Here is an 18,990-nt window from a genome sequence, read left to right as displayed (position 1 = left end):
TATTTGAGACACATTCACGTTCCAAAACATACTTTCGGGACGGGACGGCACCACAGGTAATATGCGTCCCCTGACACGACGGCGTGCCCTCCACGGAGTCGCCGGTATCCTCGCTTGCCTCGCCGGATGTTCCGGTACGAACAACGGGTCGGCGGGCTCCCACTCCTCAGACGCGAACGGCGAGATTTCGACCGACGCCGACACCTACTCCCTCCGGGTGTCCGGCGAGAACCCCGTCGTCCGGACCGGTTCGACCGAGACGACGGACGCCGAGGCGGCCGACGGAATCGGACTGGACAACGCGTTCGTCACCGACGCCGAGGCGGCCGACTCCCTGTCGTTTTCGACCGACGGCGCGGAGGTCGAGGCGGCCCGCGAGTTCCTCGATGCGACCGATTACGACGCCGAGACGGTCTACATCGAGCAGTCGACCGTCGGCGAGTGTTACCGACGGGAGTTCTGTTACGTCCAGTGGTCCGACGCGGAGATACGAACGAGTTACGTGCGTCGCTACCGCGACGCCGACGTCGCCTGCGAACCCGACGCGAACGACACCGTCGCGTGGTTCGTCCGCGTCCCGGACACCGTCGACCCCGACGAGATACGGAGTTACGCGTCCACATACGGGAGTGGCGGGTGTCGCCTCCCCGACGGACGACCGGTGAACGACTCCGGCGGGGGCGACTCCGGGAACGACTCGGCCCCCGCGACTGCGGGCGACGGAACCGACCGCGGCGACGCCACCGCGGAGGCGGAGCGATGAGCGACTTCGACACCACCCGACGGGGTGCGCTCGCGTTGTTCGGGAGCACCTTCCTCGCGGGGTGCTCCGAACTCGGCGTCGGCCGGGGAGACTCCGGCCCCGAACTCGACAGGTCGAAGCTCCGGACGGTCGCGAGCGGGGAGTTCCCCGACGCTTCCCGGACGTTCCCGGTCGATATCTCGACGGCGTTCGTCGACGAGAACGTCGCCCGGGCGCGGGCCGCACTCGACTCCGTCCCCGACCCGTTGGGTTCCGAAGAGGTGCCCAACGGGGCCATCCGCGAGGAGATGGCGCACGAACGGACGAGTGCCGAGGACGCACTCGATAGGGCGACGGCCGCCGCGTCCTCGTACGAACGCCTCGACGCCGCGGTGGACGCCCGCGAACACGCGGCGAATCTCCGCGGCGCGTGGCGCGCGATAGACGAGGACCTGACGCGGGCGGCGGTGGCCGAGCGCGCTTCGTCGGTTCGCGAGGACCTCTCGGCGTTCACCGACCGACGGGAGTACGTCGGCTCCGACCCCGTCCGCGCGGTACTCGTCCACGAGGAGTTCGAACACCGCGTCGCACGGGCCGACAGCGAACTCGATCTGAACTCCGGACCCCAACGGCGGTACGACGCCGACAACCCCCTCGCCGTCGGCGAGACGGCGGCCGCGGTCGAACGCGCCCGAGCGAACGTCGCCGTCGCGAACCACGTCTACGACCGATTCACCGACTCGCTCGACGAACCGCGACCTCTCGATAACCGACTCGAACGCGCGATAGCGACGCTCGGCGGTCGGCTGAGCGAGGCGCTCGACGACGTTCCGCGCGAGACGGACGGCGAGCGACCGACGTTCGTCGAACGCGACATCGAGGACACCGTCGCCGGGATGGCGCTGGACGACCTCTACGGAGAGGCCCGAGACGCTCGGAACTACCGGTACGAGGGCGAACGTCCGGCGGCGGCGGTGATTCGAATGCACAGGCTTCTCGCGGGCGTCGAGGCGTTCCGAACGCTGCGGGACCGAGTGGCCGACGGCGAGTCGTTCCCGGTCGAGTCGACCGGCGACGTGGCGGCGTACCGCACCGCCGCCGTCGAGGCTGTCGAGGCGGCGCGAGCGACCGACGACTATCCGCTCTTGACGGGCGTCGAACTACCGAAGGTCGTCGCCCGCCTCTCCCGCGCGGACGACGAACTCACCCCGGGCGACGACGGCGACGACGACGCGATTCGAGCCCGGTGGGTCCGGCGCGAAATCGCGACCTACGTCGCCCAGCGACACGTCGCCGAGGCGATTCCGAACGCGTGTCGGACGACCGGCGACGCGCTCTCGGAGTAGTCGGCGTCCCGACCGTCCGACCCGCGGACCGTAACGGCTTTGTCACCTCTCGCGAGGAATCGGCCGTGCCCTCCCCGCTTCGCTCCGGCGTTCGCGTCGCCCTCGAACGACCGCGAGCGCTCGCTCTCGTCGGTTTTGCCGTCGTCGTCGAGACGGCGCTCAGAGTCGCCGCCGGATTCGTCCACCCGCTCGCTTCCCTCCTGCTTCCGCCCGTCGTGGTCGTTCCGCTACTGGGTGCGGGCCTCCCGGCGGTCGAAGCCGCACTCGCCGACTCGGACGCCGGGTCGCCGTGGAACCTCGGTCGCCGCTTCCGAACCGTCGGCACGCGCCTCGTCGCCGCCGCAACCGCCGGCCACGCCGCCGCCGTCGTCCTCGGCGCGACGCTCTTCCTCGTCGTCGATACGCCGATTCGCTACGCCGCGTACGCGCTCGGGGCCGAACCGTTCCATTCGGCGGTGGTGTACGTCGCCCCGTTCGTCGGCGTCACCGTTGGAACCGGTCTCGCGTGGGGACTGCTCGTCCCCGCCGTCGTCCGTCTCGCGGACGGGGACGCGGCGGTCCCGGCCGTCCGAACCGCTGTCGGGGTCGCCCTCGGCGCACCGCGACGGACGGCGACCGTACTCGCACTCCACGCCGCGGGTCTGCTCGTCGTCGGCGTCTGTGTCCTAACCGCCGTCGAGTACTCGGGCGACTTCCGGGCGGTTCGGGCGTTTCTGGCCGTCGGCGGCGTCCTCGGCGCGGCGGCCGCGACGCTCTCCGTGACGTTTCTCTACCCGATTCACGTCGCGTTCGCCGCCTCCGACGCCGCGCCGCGGCGACGGGAGATACCGGTTCGTCGGTTAGGGTTGGTCGTACTGTTGCTCTCGGGACTGCTCTGCGGCGCGGCCGCCGTCCGCGTGACCGAAACCCGCCCGACGGCCGACGCTCGGCCCCTCCCCGACGACCCCACCGCCGCGTACGCGACGGCGTTCGAGAACACCGACGCGACGAGCTACGAGGTCACGTACGTCGAAACCGAACGCGGACGGCCGTTCCTCGTCCGGACGGCGGTGGACCGCCCCGACCGGCAGTTCTACTCGGAGTCGAACTTCTCGGGCGGGTACCAGTACGCGGACGCGGGCGTCGGGTACACCTCCGTCCTCTGGGCGGACTTCCTCCGACTCGGAACCCGAGATATCGACGGCCGAACCGCGGCGGTCGAACCGGCGTTCTGGTCGTACGACCGCGCGGTTCGTCTCGACGGTGTGTTCGGAATCCCGCGACCCGGGACCGGCGAGTGGCGCGCCGTCGAACGGGGCGACGGCGTTCTCGTCCTCGAGTTGACCGGCGGCGACGAGGTGTACAGTGCGCTCTACGGGTTCGAACTGGAGAACGCCACCTACGAAACCGCTCGCATCCGAATGCGCGTCGATACCGAACGGGGCGTCGTCACCGGCGGCGACGCTCGACTGCGCGCCACCGAGTCCGAGTTCGGGAGCGACGTGCGGGTTCGGACTCGATACAGCGTTCGGACGGGCGAGGACGTGGACGTGCGCCGTCCGACCGCCCTCGGTTCTCGCACCCTCGGCGAGTGGGTCTGGAAGCTGTTCGCGTACTGACCGCGGACCCGCCGTTCTCCGGGTCGCGACGGACCCGGTTCACGCCGTCGCCGCGTACCAGAGGAACACCGCGCCGAAGACGCCGAACAGCGCGCCGCCGTAGAGCGCGACGGCGCGCCCACGGCCGGGCGGGAGGAGCATCCAGAGCGTCGGTCCGACAGCGAGCGAACCGAGGCCGAACGCGGCGACGATAGCGCGTTCCGCGCCGCCGAGCGACGACCTGCTCTCGTCGCTCTCGTCGTGCCGACGCTCCGCGTCTTCGAGCACCGCGCGCACCGCCTCGAACGCGTTCGTCGGCACGACGACCGTCCGCGGCGCCCGCGGCACGCCGCGAGCGTACGACAGCCAACTGACCGCGACGCCGCCGACGGAGACGGTTCGATGGTGCGATAGCGCGTCGAGCGGAACAGACTCCCCGTCCACGACGAGCGTCCCAGTCTCCGGCGTCGCGCGCCCCTCCGTCGGAAACTCCGCCGCGAGGACCGTCGGGAGCCAACTCGCTACGAACAGCGCGAACGGCGCGACGGGGGAGACTCGCAGACTCCAGAGGACGGCCGCCGCGCCGACGACGCTGCTCGCGGCGAGTCCGCGGAGCGAGTAGCGCCCCGACGGGTCGAACGCGTCGGTGGCGCCCAACAGCGCGGGGACGTATCGACGGACGAGGAGGGCCAGCACCGCGACGCCGAGGACGCCGACTGCGCGGCCGACGTTCCCCGCTCTCACCGCATCGAGTGCGATCCTTCCCGCCAGTAGCGCGACGAGGAGCACGACTCCGCCGAGCATCCCCGGGAGGGCGTACGTGAGCGTGTGCAAGAGGCGCGAATCGGTCACGTCGTATCGCCACGAGACGGCGGGGTCTTCCGGTTGGAGGCGGGGTTCTGCCATGGGTGTGAGGGGGACCGAACCGACTCTCGGAGGGCGATCGATTCGTCCGAGTTCGCTCTCCGTTCGTCTATCGTAGTCGATTTCTCCACGGTTTTACCTTTCCCTCGTTCGATCGGCGTCTGCGGTACTTACTGCGGCCGCTCCAACTCGGGTAATTTCTATTACAAGTAAACGAGCCGGGGGATGGTTTACCCGTCCTTAACGCCGTATATCCCCGTCTAAGCACTTTCTCTGTAAACATCATCTGGTGGACTATTGTCCCGGTGGAGGATAAGACATATAATACAGAACGAACAGAGGGGTGAACGTGCGACACCGTCGAATACTACTCGTCGGCCTACTCACCGTCGGCCTTCTCGCGGGGGGATTCGTCGCGAGCGGGTTCCTCGACGGGAGCGCCGCCCCCGAACATCGGACCCCTCCGGACGCTCGACTGTACCAACCGGAGGAGACGGGGAGCTACCTCTGGCCGTACACCAGTCGCAGTCGCTCCGTCGACGGTCGAACGCTCGCCATCAACGTCGTCGTCAGGGGCGACCGAGGGACGATTCGCCGGGCCCTCGAACGCCGTTCGGAGGCCAACTGGACGGTCATCAACGAAACCGAAGGCAACGAGTCCGAGGCCCGACTCGACGACGGGCCGCCGGTACAGGTGGGGAAGTCGCCGTGGCACCCGGCCCGCGGTTCCTCGCGGTACACGTACGTCACCGCCGACCCGAACGCCTCCGGCCGGTGGGTGGAGTCTTCCTACCAACTGGCGACGGGGACGTACCTCGGACACCGGACGCACATCCGGGCGTACCCCGGCCCCTTCGGCAACTGGACGGCGTTTCAAGCCCACACGGAGTACTGGGACTGGTTCCGTCTGCGCCACACCGTCACCGGCGTCGCGCCGGGCGCGCGGTTCGTCGAACGGGACCTCCGTGACGAACCGTTCGTCGGGAGCGTCAGTCGCGAGTACCACGGACTCGGCGGCGGCGGGAGCGACGGGTGGTTGACGGTCATCGACTTCGCCTCGACCGGTCTCATCGTCGGCGTCGCGTTCCCGCGTTCCAGTCGCCGTCGGTGGAACCTCTCCGACGCCGCGCTCCCGGTGTCGCTCGCCGGACTCGTCGTCGGCGTCCGCACCGCCGGCATCACCGCCGAACAGGCGATGCCGGGAGTGACGCCGAAGCTGTTCGCCGCGGTGCTGTACCCGACGCTGGTGTTCGGCTTGCCCGCACTCGCGACCTACTTCGCGCGCGGACGCCCGCCGACTCGGACGGCACTCGTCGCAGCCGCCGGACTCGGCGCGGGGTTCGTCCTCGATTTGAGCGGCGTCGGCATCTCGACGGTTCCCGTCAGTCTGGTGCTGCACCGGTTCACGCTGATGGGCTCGATCGGATTGCTCGCGTACGGCGTCGCGCGCGACGACGGGCGGCTTACGGCGTTGGGCGTCTCCGCGTGGTTCGTCACGCTCGCCGCGTCGCTGTTCGGGTACGTCTGAAAGCCGCCCGACGCGCCGCCCGATATCACTCGGGGTCGGTCGCGCGGTAAATCGCGACGCCCTCGTTCTCGAAGGCCAGTTCCCACCGCGGCGACCGCTCGAACGACCGTTCGAGCGACCCGAACTGCACCATCCCCGCGCCGCGGACGGTGTACCTCCCTTTCGGCACGTACACGTAGTCGGGGTTCGCGCCGACGGTCGCGGCGGTTTCCTCGACGCAGGTGGCGCTCTGACAGGCGGAGACGTTCGTGTACGCGCCGAGTTGCGGTTCGTACCTCTCTGCGCCCTCCCACTCGACGCCCCACGGGCCGACGAGTATCGTCCGCTCGGCCTCCGCCGGGAACCACTCGGCGGCGTCGCCGAGGACGACGAACGTCGCGTCTTCGGGCGTCTCCGTCGCCGCCCACTCCATCGCCGCGACTGCTTCGTCGTCGAGGAACTCGGGCGTCGTGGGGTCGGTGACTAGCGTCATCTCGTAGGCGAGGTACGCGCCGCCGCAGACCGTCCCCGCGAGTATGACCGCCGCCGCCCCCACCGCGCGCCAGTCGACGCTCCGCGAACCGGCGGGGTCGAGCGCGCGAATCCGCCCGGCGGCGTCGAGGCCGACGGCGACGATGGCGAACGTCCCGGCGGTGTAGACGAACCGGGGCTGTTGGAACAGCAGTTCCGCGGCGACGACCCACGCCGACAGGAACCACTCGCGCCGGACGAGGAGGTAGGCCGCCGCCGCGAGCGGTATCGCCGTGTATATCGAAATTCCGTCCAACAGCGTGCTCACCCCGCCGCCGATTCCGCCGTGGGTGCTCGCCGCCGAGGTGAACGTTTCGACGCCGTGGACCGACGCCATCCACGCCAACCACGGGGCGGCGACGACGGTGCCGCCGACGCCGACGATTGCGCCGAGGACCAACCCCCGCGGAGAGCGGTCCAACACCGCCCACAGAAGCAGGTACGTCGCGACGACGAACAGCGAGTACGTCGGGTGGGTCAGGAGCGTCAGTCCGAACGCGAACAGTCCGCCGACGACCGCCCGGCGGTTACCGGAGGTGAAGACGTGGTAGCCGGCGTATATCGCGGTCAGCGCGTACAGGTAGGCGAACGCGCGGACGACGCCGCCGGCGGAGATGTGCCACTGTAGAATCTGCGGGTTCAGCGCCACCGCGGCGGCGGTTGCCGCCCCGGCGGGGCGGGACCCCGTGTAGTCGCGCGCGAGGAGGTAGAGGGGAATCTGGGCTGCGACGACGGCGACGCTGGGGAGGAACCGCGAGATGGTGACGGGGTCGCCGCCGATATCGATGAGCACGGCGAGCACGTAGAACTGTAGCGGCGGGTACGCGAAGGGGACGCCGTCGGCGGTGTACCCCGGAATCCGGGCCGGCGGCGCGTAGCCGCCGGCGATAATCTCCTCGGCGATTTGGGTGTACAGGCCCGCGCCGTAGGCGGGGTACGGGTTCGTCGCGAGGTAGACGCAGACGGCGACGAGGCTCGGAATCAACGCGAGCGTCAGCCACCTGCGGTCCCGCGCCTCCAGCGGAACGGCGCGGCGGAGTCTGTCCGCGTTCGACACCAATCGATGCGAGTAGGACTCTCGTACTGTCATTTACGTCCGAAGCGAAGCGGCGAACGAACGCCGACGGTCCTGTCCGTCCAGCGGTACTCGAGCGTGAGCCACCGGACGAGCGATACGGTCAACACGGCCACGGCCAGTCCCTCTACGACGCCGACCCACCGCGGGAAGGCGTACGCGATGGAGTTGACGACTTTCGGCGGCAGGGCCGCCGTCGCCCGCGCGAGGAGCGAACGCTCCCCTTCCGCGGGCGTCTTCGAGGGGACGCCGAGGCTGGCGGCGCTCTCGCCGCCCTCGCTCTCGTCGCCCGTCCCGAGTCGCTCCGACTCGTAGGGGAACCCGACCGTCGCGGACCACACCACTTCGCCCGCGCTGTTCACCTCGAACACTCGGTCGCCGTTAGAGTCGGTGACAAGGGTGTTGCCGTTCGGGAGACGGTCGGCGTCGCGCGGCCACTGGACGCGCTGGTCCGCCCACGTCCACGTCCGGTTCCACTCGCCGTTCTCCCGTTGGTACTCCACGACGCGCCCGTTCTCGGAGTCGGCGACCAGAACCGCCGGGCCGCCGTTCTCGGGCGGGATGTAGTCGGGGTTGTGCTGTTCGTACAGCGTCGAGTGGTCGCCGTCGGTGCCGAGCGTCCAGTTCTCCATCAGACCGCGCTCGAAGCTAACGAAGGCGACTTGGTCGTGGTTCCGGAGGCTCACCATGACCGCCTCCTGTCCGTCCACCTCGACGTACTCCACGTCGTTGAGGTGGGTCCAGTCGTCGGGGAACGGCCCGCCGCTCTCGGCGACGTCGAAGTCGGACTGGGCGTCCCACTCCCACTCTATGAGTTCCGTGGTGGTGTTGACGACGTACACCCGGTCCCGGTCGATGTCGGCGACCAGCAGGCGGTGTTCGTCGATTCGGTCCACGTCGTGCCAGCGAGTGGAGTGCTTGCCGGGCGTGACGCGACTGTACACCTGCGTCCGTTCGCCCGTCGTGAGGTTCACGCGTTCGACGCCGTTCTGTGTGCAGACCGTCTCGCCGCAGTCGCCGGGGGCGAGGTGGTCCGCGTAGACGAACTCGACCGTCGAGTTCGTGCCCGGGACGCGGTCCACGTCCCAGTACCGCGTGTGGTTGTCCTGATAGTAGTAGATGCTACCGTCGGGAGCGAACGCGGCGAGTTCCGCCCGCGCCCGCGCCCCGTCGCCCTCGTCGCCGACGAACGCGTTCGAGTCGGTGGCGACGACGGTGACGTTCGGGCGACTCGGGACGACCGGCGAGCGGTTCCCGGTCTTGAACGCCTGCTCGACCGATGGGTCGCCGGTCACCTTGTCGTTCGTTCGCTCGGCGTCGACGTATCCGACGACGAGCGTCGCCGCAGAGAGGAAGACGAGTGCGGCGAGCACGCTGCGAATCGTTCGCCTCCGGGAGGCCATAGCGGACCAATCTTGGTGCTCGCAAATAAGCGCCTTGCCTATCGTCTCTCGGTGACTCGGAGCGTCAGTTCTCCGAAACCCGACTGTACGGACCGCTAGACCGTCTCACCGGCGCTCGGGTGCCGGACACTCAGGACCGCCGACAGAAACGGGTGTGATCCGGTCGGTTCACGCGTCCGACGTGAAGTCCGAAGAGATATTAGAGCGGGTTCACAACGGGGCACGAACGGAATGACACAGCCGTGTACCTCCAACACCGTCCGCCGGCGGGCCGTTCTCTCCTCGCTCGCCACTGGCGTCGCTGTCCTCGGAAGCGGCTGTGCGAGTCGGCTCCGGGCGGTCACCGGGTGGAAGTCTCCCGACCAAATAACGCTCCAAATCAAGACCGTACCCGCGGACGCCGACCCCTACGCGCTTCGAGTCGCCCGCCGAGTCGCGGAGTGGCTCCGAACCGCCGGTATCGGCGTTCAAGTCACGCCGATGGCCGAGGAGGAACTGCTCAGACAGGTGCTGTTGAACCACGAGTTCGACCTGTTCGTCGCCCCCGCCCCGGCGACGTTCCGGACGCCGGACGCGCTGTACCCGCTCTTGCACTCCCGGTTCGCGGGCGCGCAAGGGTGGCAGAACCCGTTCGGCTACACGAACCTCGACGTGGACGAACTGCTCGAACAGCAGCGTCACACCTCCGGGCAGAAGCGCCGCGAGGCGGTCAACCGGCTGCTGCAGTCGGTCGCGACGACCCAGCCTTTCACCGTCGTCGCGTTCCCCGACGACATCCGCGCGGCGCGGACCGACCGGTTCACGAACTGGCAGCGCGCCGACCTGCAGTCGCCGATGGGGTATCTGAACCTCGACCGGCGCGTCGGTGCGGAGAGTCTCACCGCCGATGGATCGGACGCCGCCGAGGCCCACCTGACGGTGGCGACGACGGACGAGCGACTGACGCAGAACCTGAACCCGCTGGCCGTCGAGTTCCGCCGCACCAGCGCGATAACGGGACTGCTGTACGACTCGCTCGGCTACTCGCCCGACGGTGGGACGGTCGAACCGTGGCTCGCCTCCTCGTGGGCGTTCTCCGAGGGGAAGGAGGGACCGGTCGCGCGGGTCGAACTCCGGGAGGCGACGTGGCACGACGGCGAACGACTCACCGCCGCCGACGTGGCGTTCACCTACGCGTTCCTCGCGGACACGTCGCTCGGGTCGGTGATACAGACGGAGGACGGCGAGGACGACGACGGACCCGTCCCCGCGCCGCGATTTCAGGGACAGAGCAGTCTCGTGACGAACGCGGAAGTCGTCGACCCGCGGACGGTCGAACTTCAGTTCGTCGACTGCGACCCGCAGGTCGCGACTCGCGCGTTCACCGTCCCGGTGCTCCCGGAACACGTGTGGAGCGAACGGACGTCGGCCGCCTCCGTCGGCGGCATCGAACTCGGCAGCGCGACGGAGGCGCTCGTGACCAACAACATCCCGCCGGTGGGAAGCGGACCGCTGGAGTTCGTCCGGAACACGCCGCGAGAGGCGGTGGTACTCGAACGGTTCGACGACCACTTCCTCACCAGCGAGAACGACGACGGTATCCCGTCGCACCTCGCGAACGCCCCGGCGTTCGACCGCCTGACCGTACAGGTCGTGGGTTCGGACGTCACCGCCGCCGAGACGGTCGCCAGCGGCGACGCGGACGTGACCGGGACGCCACTCGGGGCCGCGACGGTCCCGCGCATCGGCCGAGCGAGCGAACTCGACTTGATCGTCCGCCGCTCCGAGCGGTTCTACCTCGTCGGCTACAACGCGCGCCGCCCCCCGCTCACCAACCCTCGGTTCCGAAACACGCTCGCGCACCTCGTGGACAAGGACTTCATCACGCGGGAGGTGTTCGAGGGGTACGCCCAACCCGCCGCGAGTCCGCTCGACGGCACCGGCTGGCTCCCCTCGGACCTCCGCTGGAACGGGACGGACCCGGCGACGCCGTTCCTCGGAGCGAACGGCGAACTCGACGTCGAACGCGTCAGAGAGGAGTTCCGTAACGCGGGGTATCAGTACGAGGACGAAAAGCTCGTCGGGGGCTGACAGGATGGGGCTGCTCGAAGTCGCGGCGCAAGTCGTCGGCGGCGTCCTCGTCCTCTTCGCCGTCGCCCTCGTCGTCGTCGTCGGCCCCGCGCGCCTGCGCTCGGCCTCGGATACGGTTCGGTCGAACCTCCGAACCGTCGCGCGCACCGTCGGCGCGTTGTTCGTCGTCCTCGCGGCGAACGGCGTCGTCCGCGACGTGGGACTCGAGGTGTCGTGGCTCATCGGCGTCAACATCACCGGCTACATCCACGCCGTCGAGGGCGAGTTCGTCGCCGTCCTCCAGTCGTTCGCGACGCCGGCGCTGACCGCGTACTTCGGGTTCGTCTACGTCTTCGGGTACGTCTTCCTCCTGACGTTTCCGCTGGCGGCGTACCTCCTGCACGACGACCCGCGGTCGCTCTACGAACACCTCGTCGCCTACATCGTCAACTACGGCGTCGGACTCGTCTGTTACGTGGTGTTCATCGCGTACGGGCCGCGGAACTTCATGCCCGAACTCGTGGAGTCGTTACTGTACACGACGTGGCCGGAGGCGCAACTGCTGACGACGGAGGTAAACAGGAACACGAACGTCTTCCCGTCGCTTCACACGTCGCTTTCGGTTACCGTCGCCCTCCTCGCCTACCGGTTCCGACACGTCTACCCGCGGTGGTACCCCATCTCGGTGGCGCTTGCGGCGTCCATCTCCGTCTCCACGATGTACCTCGGCATCCACTGGGCGACGGACGTGGTCGCCGGCCTCGCCGTGGCCGGTCTGAGCGTCTCCGTCGCCCGCCGGGCGGGGACGGGCCCGGACCGAGACAGCGAACGGCACTCGTATCGCTCGCTGTTCGGGCGCTAGTGGTCGGACTCGTGGGCGCGGAGCGTCGTCCCGTAGTTCTCCGCGTGCTCCGTGTACTCGATGAACCGCGGGGCGTCCGGGTCGAACGGGCGCCGAAGCGCCTCGAACGCCTTCTTCTTGTCCCACGACTGGAGGCCGCCGACGGCCGACCGGTCCTCTAAGTCGTGGTAGTCGAGGTCCGGTTCCGTCAGTTCCCACGCGTCGAGTCCCGTCGCGGTGCGGACGATGACGCTCGAATACTCGTCCGCCGACCCGACGGACCCGACGGTGATGTCGGCGCAGTAGCCCGTGAAGTCGGCGCACTCGTCGCACCCCTTGAGGGCGGCGTCGTGGAACGCCTCGACGTCCTCCTCCAGTATCATCTCGCCGTCGTGGTCGTACGCCATCATCTTCCCGTCCAGCACGTCGAGTTTGCCGATGTCCTCGGGCGGTAAGTCGCGCTTCTCGGCCAGTTGCTCGCCTATGAGGCGGTGGTAGTTGAAGTTCTTCGTGCACATCAGCGCGATGGTGTAGTCTATCGCGCGCACGCCGTCCTCCTGGGAGGCGTAGTCCCACTCGAAGTCCTGCAGGGCGCGAATCCCTTCGATTTCGCAGGGCGTCCCGACGAGTGCGAGAGAGAGGTCTTCGGGCGATTTGTCCGGCAGTTTCTCCTCCCACTGGTCCACGTCGAGGTTGCCCAGCGCCATCGTCTGGTTGTAGAAACTCCCCGCGTTCTCGATGAGTTCCTCGGGCGTCGTCGCGAGGAACGACTCCGCCTTCCAGGGGTCCTCCTCGGACTCGGTGGCGACGAGTGCGCCGTCTATCTCGCCCGCCTCCAGCAGATGAATCAGGACGGACGTGACGACGCCGCCGTCTTGGGAGTTCTCGCGCCACTCCTCTTCGACTTTCGCGGAGAACTCCGTTATCGGGTCGCCCGCGCCCTTCACGTTGTCGTCGCCGCCGGTTATCTTCCACTGGCGTTCGTACCGGAGGCCGCCGCGGGGGCAGAAGTCCCAGCAGAGCGAACACCCGGTGCACATCTTCACCAGTTCGGGGAGTCCGTCGTCGCCGATGCCGATGGAGTCGGAGGGGCAGGAGGCGACGCAGGTGCCGCACTGGATGCACCGCCCCTCGTCTATGACGGCGGTGTCCAGTTCCATGAACCACGTCTTGTCGTCGGACTCCTCGATGTCGTTCATCTCGCTCCGGATGGAGTAGCCCGGCGTGTCCAACTCGACGCCCTCGGGCACTTGCACGCGTTTGTCCGGCGCGTCGTCGTAGACGTCTTGGCTCTTCCCCGCCGTCGGTTCAGTGAAGTTCAGGTCCCGGAGGTTGCCGTCTTCGTCCACGTTCGCGGGCCGCGCGCCACCGTCCGCAACGGCCTCGCTCTCTCCGCTATCGCCGGACGCGAGTCCGCACGCACACCCGCCGCCGCATCCGCAACCGTCCGCGGAATCGGCGCGGTTGTCGGAGTCGCTCTCCGACCGCGACTTGACGCGTCGCTTTCGGTACTTGATGAGTTTCGCCTCGGGGTCGGTGTCCGGCGTCCGGGGGGCGCTTCCGTCAACGGGCGGGACGGCCGTCTCCGCGTGGTCGTCGCCGGCGTCGGGGACGCGCGGGAGCGTTCGCTCCTCTCGCCGGTTCTCGCCGCCGTCAGTCCCCATGGGCGACACCCCCGGAGACGTTCGCGTCGGCGTCCTGCATGACGGTCCGCAGGCGGTCGTTCTCGACGCGGCGGGTCCACTCGTAGAAGCGTTCGCCCGCCTCGCGTTCGTCGGCGTAGGCGTCGAACAGTTCTTCGAGTGCCGGAATCACCGACCCCGCGGGAACGGCGTTCTCCACCCAATCGAGGAACTCGTTGTCGGACCCGAGCGAACCCCCGAGTCCGAAGTCCATCCCCTCGACGATGTTGTCGCCCTCGTCGTTCGTCGTCCCCTCGGGGTCGTCCACCTTCACCGTCTCCCCGCGGAAGCCGATGTCCGCGATTTGCGGTTGGGCGCACGACGCCGAACACCCGGACATGTGCATGCGGACGACTTCCACGTCGTCGGGCGTCTCGATTCGCCGGTCGAGGGCCTTCGCCCACCGGTAGACGCGGTTCTTCGTCTCGATGATGCCGTAGTTGCAGAACTCCGACCCGGTGCATCCGACCGCGCCGCGGGAGAACGGCCCGGGGTCGTGTTCGTACTTCCGGGCGAACGGTTCGTTCAGGAGGGCGGAGAGGTTCTCCTCCGGGACGTGCGTGACGAGGAAGTTCTGGTCCGTCGCCAGACGAACCGACGCCTCGTCCGTCCCGTACTCCCTCGCCGCGCGGGCGGCCTCGGCGAACTCGTCGCCGCCCATCCGGCCCGCGATGACGTTGAACCCGACGTAGTAGAGGCCGTCCTGTTTCTGTTCGCGGACGCCGACGTGGTCGCCCGTGTAACTCCGGGTGAGGTCCGTCCCCCGCGTCGGGAGTTCCACGTCGCACCGGGCGCGGACCGCCTCCTCGAACTTCTCTTTGCCCATCTGTTCGACCAGATAGCGCATCCGGCAGACGCCGCGGTTGTTCCGGTCGCCGAGTTCCTTGAACGTCTGCGCGACGGCGCGGCAGAACTCCACGGCGTCCTCCGGCGGGACGAACACGTCGAGGTTCGACGCCATCCGCGGGCCGTCCGAGAGGCCGCCGCCGACGCGGACGTGGAAGCCGTAGACGTCCCGCCCGTCCACCTCCTTCCGCGCGGGCGTGAGGCCCACGTCGTTAATCTGCGACTGCGCGCAGTCCTCCCGGCACCCGGTGACGGTCATCTTGAACTTCCGGGGGAGGTTCGCGTACTCGCGGTTCCCTGTGAAGTAGTCGGAGACGGCGTCGACGACGGGTTGGGCGTCGAAGCACTCGTGGTCGGTCAGTCCCGCCGCGGGACACCCGAGGACGTTGCGCGCGCCGTCGCCGCACCCCTGAATCGTCGTCAGACCCACCTCGTCGTACTTCTCCCACACCTCGGGCATGTCCTCCACCTCTATCCAGTGCATCTGGATGTCCTGCCGCGTCGTGATGTCGAGAAACGCGTCGCCCCAAATCGAGTTCTGCTCTTCGCCGCCGTGTTCCGGCGGCGCGGTGGCGTGTTCCTCCGCGACTTCGCCTATCACTTCGGCCTGTTCGGGCGTGAGAAAGCCGCCGGGTACCTTCGTGCGGACCATGAAGTACCCCTCCTGTCGGCCGTGGGCGTACATCCCGGCCCACTTCAGACGCTCCCACTCTCCCTCGCCGGCCCGTTCCTCTATCTCCTCGAACGTGAGTCCGTCCTCGGCGTACTCGCGTACGTCCTCTATCACGTCGAGGGGGTGTTTCTCCTGTTTCCAGCGTTCGACAGTATTCATGATGTACCTCCTCAAAGAGGCGTGGTAGCACATAACTAACGAACGTCCATTACATCATCTCGTTTATGCGATTTCTGCCTCGGATTCCGTGTAGAGGTTCGGACCACTGTTACCTGTGACCACACAGCACAGAAAGAACGAGCGAAAGGAGAGCGGTCCACGGGGAATCCGAGGAGTACGCGCCGAACGGTGCTGTCGCAAGAATCGGGAATATATTCCGGTACCTGCGTCGCAACAGGACGCATTTCGAACCGGTAATTTCCACTTACAGACAGAGTGCTCGTCACTTTCGGCGAGATGAGCGGAAGATTTGGGAACACGTTAGATTTCGTGAACGTGTCAGATTCTGAATATCACCGATACTGATTTTATCCGATAATGCAGACATGGCGGGTATGAGGCACCTCCAGCCGCCTACGAAGAACTTCCGATTTCCCAACAGGTATGCGTCGGCCGGCCGAGACGCCACCGAAAACACGCCGGACGACACCGCAGAGTCCGGTTCCGTCCGGGCGGGCCGTGCCGCGACGGCGCGGACGTACGCGGAACCGACCGTCCCGACCGGAGGGTCGCGATGACTCGCTCACCCTTCGCGGGGAAACTCGCACCGCTACTGGTTGCCGTCGTCGTCGTCCTGTCCGCCGTCTCGCTTCCGGTCGCGGCGGCGTCCGCGACGGCCGACGGCGGAGACGCGACGTTCGGTCAAGTGACGACTGCCGACGCCGCCGAGGCGAACGAGACGCAGAATACGACCGACGCGGACGACTCCGCGGAGTCGGACTCGTTCGACATCTCACTCGGGTCCGACAAGACGTTCAAGATAGGCGAGACGCCCCGACTCCAGGCGGAATCGTCGGGGGGGACCGGGTACGTTAGCTACTCGTGGAACCACGACGTCGACGGCACCTACGCGCAGGAGTCCGACGACGGGACGGCCCTCCAGTTCGATTCGGTCGTCGTCCCCGGCACTTACACGGTCACGGTGAGCGCCACCGACGACACGGGCCAGACCGTCAGTGACACCGTCAACGTCACGGTGACCCGGGAGTTCGCCGACGCTCAACGACTCGAATCCGGTCAGGAAGTGTCCGGCGACGACATCGACGGCGCCTACTCCATCGAAGCGGAGGAAGGAGAGGCAATCGGCATCGTCACGGGCGGCGGCATGCGAGAGGCGATTCTCTACGATAGGAACGGACAGCAGATACGGTCTATCACGAGAGGCCCCGACACCGCCATGCAGGGCACGATAGCCGACTACTCGGGGAAGTACTACGTCGCGATAACCTCCTCCTCCGACAACCACGCCGAACTGACCGCCTACACTCGGAGTCAGGAAGCGTCCGAATCGAACGACGACAGGTCGCAGGCCGCTGAACTCGGCGCGAACTCGGACGCGACGGGTATTCTCACGGGTTCGGACGCCGTCGACTGGTACGCCGTGGAGGCGGGCGAGGGAACCCTGAACGTCTCCGCCGAACTGTCCGTCAACGCGCTCTATCAGGGCGACTTCGGGCTCCAAATCTACACCGCCGACGGGCGTCCGATAGGGACGATAGAACCGTCCGGCATGAGCGATACGAACGAAACGTACGCGTACGGCGGGGGCGGAACGTTCTCGGCGGAGCAGTCCGCCCAGATTTCGGAAGCTGGAACCTACTACGTCCGCGTGGCGAGACCCGACACCGAGCGAACGTACAACGTCGGCTTCACGGAGTACGACCTGACGGTGGACGCGACGGAACCCGCCGACGACAGTTCCAGTTCGTCTCCGTCGACGGCGACCGAGACCGAAACGGCGACCGAAACTTCGACGACGACGGCAACTGAGACTGCGACTGAGGCTCCGAACGAGACTGAGGTTCCGAGTACGACCGAAACCGCGGCGTCGGACTCGTCGCAGACGGACCCCGACGATTCGACGGACTCGTCCGCGTCCTCCTCGTCTGACTCGTCTGCGTCCTCCTCGTCTGACTCGTCTGCGTCCTCCTCGTCTGACTCGTCCGATTCGTCTGACTCCTCTGCGTCCAGTTCGTCCGATTCGTCTGACTCGTCCGCGTCCAGTTCGTTCGACTCGTCTGACTCGTCCGCGTCCAGTTCGTTCGACTCGTCTGACTCCTCTGCGTCCAGTTCGTCCGACTCGTCTGACTCGGCCTCGTCTTCGTCGACGCCGGAGCAGACGGACACGGCCACTTCGACGCCGACGGAGAACGCGACGCAGACGCCGACGGAAGGGTCGTCCGCGTCCGCTCAGCCGACGACGGCCGAGGACACGCCGGCGTCCACTCCGGACGCGACGCCGACGCCGAACTCGACGACCGAATCGACGGAAGAGACGACCACCGCGGCGTCGGACTCGAACGGTTCGGGTACCGGCTTGAGCGGATTCATCCGCCAAGTGATGTCCCTGTTCGGTCGGCTCGTCCAACCCTAACCACCTCGCCGCACTCCTTCTTCGGCGCGACGACGCAGTTCACGGAGAGCGGGCTACCGCGGAGACGCCGACGCCCGACGGAACGCTCGTCCTCGTCGCTCGGTCCCCCGGTCGTGGTAGTTCCGCGAGATTTTATGTCCGAACGCGGAGACGTAGCGACCGATGTCGCCCTCCACGCCCTCCCCCCGTACCCTCGCGGTACTCGCACTGCTCGTGGTCGGTATCGCCTGTAGTTTCGCGCTCCACGCCGCTATGTCCGACATGCAGGTGACGTACACCGCCACCGAGATTAGCGGCGGCGACCACCCCCACCGCGTCGCCGACGCGTCGAACTCGGTCGTCGACCTCGACGAGTGCCTCGACGGGGTGTCCGAGTCGGCCCGGCGGCCCGTCGTCCGCGCGGCCCGAAACGGCTCCTTCGAGGGGAACGTCTCCTCCGAACTGGACATCGCCCTCGACGACGTGAACGCGACGTTCGCGGTGTACGACGGCGAGTACTACCGGTGGAACTACTCGACGGAGGAGAACACCACGTTCTCCCGCATCCGGATGAACCCGGTTGACGCCGAAACCGTCCTCGCGGCGACGTCGACCCCCTACGCCGACGCCTCCCCCGACGCTCGGACGGTCATCGACTCCGGGTCGGTCTCCGGGAGGAGCGTCGAGAGGGGGGTCTACCGCCACGACGGCGCGTACTACGCCGTCGCTCCGGAGGCCGAGGCGGCCATCGCCGCGTCCATCCTCGAAGGGTTCCTCGGCTACCTGCTGACGCCCGTCGGGCGGGGGTACGTCGCCGTCGCCGTCGGCCTGTTGGCACTCCGTCGCCGGTACCCGACGGTGGACCGACCGCTGACGGTCCGTCGGGCCGTCGCCGTCGCGGCACTCGCCGTTCCCATAGCCCTCGCGGCGACGCTGGTGTTCGAGAGCGGTTCCGCGAACCGGTTCGTCAGGGGACCGGTGAGCGCGTTCGTCGTCTCCGCGGGCGTCGTCGCCGGGGTGTTGATTCACCGACGGAAGTGGCTGTGGCTCCTCGCGTGGACCGCCCTGCTCGCCGCACTCACAGTCGGCGGCGGCGTTCTGGCGCACGGCCCGTTCGGGGGTATCCTCGGCGGCGTCTCCCTTACGGTCGGACTGCTCGCGGGCGTCGTCCCTCTCGCCTACGGCGTCGTCTTCGCGGGCGACGACGCGACGGCCGACTCCGCCGCGCATTCGTCTCAGATTCGTAACAGTTAGGGAACGCCGTTCGGAACTGAATCCCGCT

Annotated in this window: 13 protein-coding genes; 8 read left to right on the top strand and 5 right to left on the bottom strand. The window is 67.9% G+C overall.

From position 1 onward, the window contains the following. Positions 1-61 precede the first annotated feature (61 nt). The 3 genes from BLS11_RS17345 (at position 62) to BLS11_RS17335 (ending at position 3,686) form a co-directional block, all read left to right on the top strand. Positions 62-763 carry a hypothetical protein gene (locus tag BLS11_RS17345; protein ID WP_092539058.1) on the top strand — a complete coding sequence of 234 codons (702 nt, stop codon included), beginning with the start codon at positions 62-64 and terminating at the stop codon, positions 761-763. Continuing rightward, positions 760-2,088, top strand: a complete 1,329-nt coding sequence (locus BLS11_RS17340) for a hypothetical protein (protein WP_092539057.1) — start codon at positions 760-762, stop codon at positions 2,086-2,088. Before BLS11_RS17345 ends, BLS11_RS17340 begins: the two co-directional genes overlap by 4 nt. Before the next feature lie 65 nt (positions 2,089-2,153). Further along, a complete protein-coding gene (locus BLS11_RS17335) occupies positions 2,154-3,686 on the top strand; it encodes a hypothetical protein (RefSeq protein WP_139172820.1) in 1,533 nt (510 codons plus the stop codon). Positions 3,687-3,725: 39 nt separating this feature from the next. Here the strand turns inward: BLS11_RS17335 and BLS11_RS17330 are convergent, their stop codons facing one another. Beyond that, the gene (locus BLS11_RS17330) at positions 3,726-4,571 is read right to left on the bottom strand and encodes a hypothetical protein (protein ID WP_092539055.1); all 846 of its coding nucleotides are present in this window, start codon (positions 4,569-4,571) and stop codon (positions 3,726-3,728) included. Positions 4,572-4,878: 307 nt separating this feature from the next. On the opposite strand from BLS11_RS17330, the gene BLS11_RS17325 reads away from it, so the two are divergent. Next, the gene (locus tag BLS11_RS17325; protein WP_092539054.1) at positions 4,879-6,057 is read left to right on the top strand and encodes a hypothetical protein; all 1,179 of its coding nucleotides are present in this window, start codon (positions 4,879-4,881) and stop codon (positions 6,055-6,057) included. Positions 6,058-6,082: 25 nt separating this feature from the next. Here the strand turns inward: BLS11_RS17325 and BLS11_RS17320 are convergent, their stop codons facing one another. After that, the gene (locus tag BLS11_RS17320) at positions 6,083-7,657 is read right to left on the bottom strand and encodes an ArnT family glycosyltransferase (RefSeq protein ID WP_092539053.1); all 1,575 of its coding nucleotides are present in this window, start codon (positions 7,655-7,657) and stop codon (positions 6,083-6,085) included. After that, a complete protein-coding gene (locus tag BLS11_RS17315) occupies positions 7,654-9,045 on the bottom strand; it encodes an arylsulfotransferase family protein (RefSeq protein ID WP_092539052.1) in 1,392 nt (463 codons plus the stop codon). Before BLS11_RS17315 ends, BLS11_RS17320 begins: the two co-directional genes overlap by 4 nt. A gap of 231 nt (positions 9,046-9,276) precedes the next feature. On the opposite strand from BLS11_RS17315, the gene BLS11_RS17310 reads away from it, so the two are divergent. Beyond that, positions 9,277-11,115, top strand: coding sequence for an ABC transporter substrate-binding protein (locus BLS11_RS17310; protein ID WP_092539051.1), 1,839 nt, complete (start codon positions 9,277-9,279; stop codon positions 11,113-11,115). A gap of 4 nt (positions 11,116-11,119) precedes the next feature. Beyond that, complete coding sequence (locus tag BLS11_RS17305) at positions 11,120-11,956, top strand: phosphatase PAP2 family protein (protein WP_092539050.1); 837 nt, start codon at positions 11,120-11,122, stop codon at positions 11,954-11,956. Here BLS11_RS17305 and BLS11_RS17300 read toward each other — a convergent pair. Further along, a complete protein-coding gene (locus tag BLS11_RS17300; RefSeq protein ID WP_092539049.1) occupies positions 11,953-13,599 on the bottom strand; it encodes a Coenzyme F420 hydrogenase/dehydrogenase, beta subunit C-terminal domain in 1,647 nt (548 codons plus the stop codon). The genes BLS11_RS17305 and BLS11_RS17300 overlap by 4 nt on opposite strands. Next, a complete protein-coding gene (locus BLS11_RS17295) occupies positions 13,589-15,295 on the bottom strand; it encodes a nitrite/sulfite reductase (RefSeq protein ID WP_092539048.1) in 1,707 nt (568 codons plus the stop codon). The genes BLS11_RS17300 and BLS11_RS17295 overlap by 11 nt, the downstream gene beginning before the upstream one ends. 574 nt (positions 15,296-15,869) lie before the next feature. Here BLS11_RS17295 and BLS11_RS17285 point away from each other — a divergent pair. After that, on the top strand, positions 15,870-17,729 hold the full coding sequence (locus BLS11_RS17285) for a hypothetical protein (protein ID WP_092539046.1): 1,860 nt from the start codon (positions 15,870-15,872) through the stop codon (positions 17,727-17,729). Between the two features lie 162 nt (positions 17,730-17,891). After that, complete coding sequence (locus BLS11_RS17280; protein ID WP_092539045.1) at positions 17,892-18,962, top strand: DUF8127 domain-containing protein; 1,071 nt, start codon at positions 17,892-17,894, stop codon at positions 18,960-18,962. Positions 18,963-18,990 lie beyond the last annotated feature (28 nt).

The organism is Halopelagius longus (assembly GCF_900100875.1).
GTDB classification, from domain to species: domain Archaea; phylum Halobacteriota; class Halobacteria; order Halobacteriales; family Haloferacaceae; genus Halopelagius; species Halopelagius longus.
Note: the sequence above shows the minus strand (reverse complement) of the source record. Positions and strands in the feature narration are given on the sequence as shown.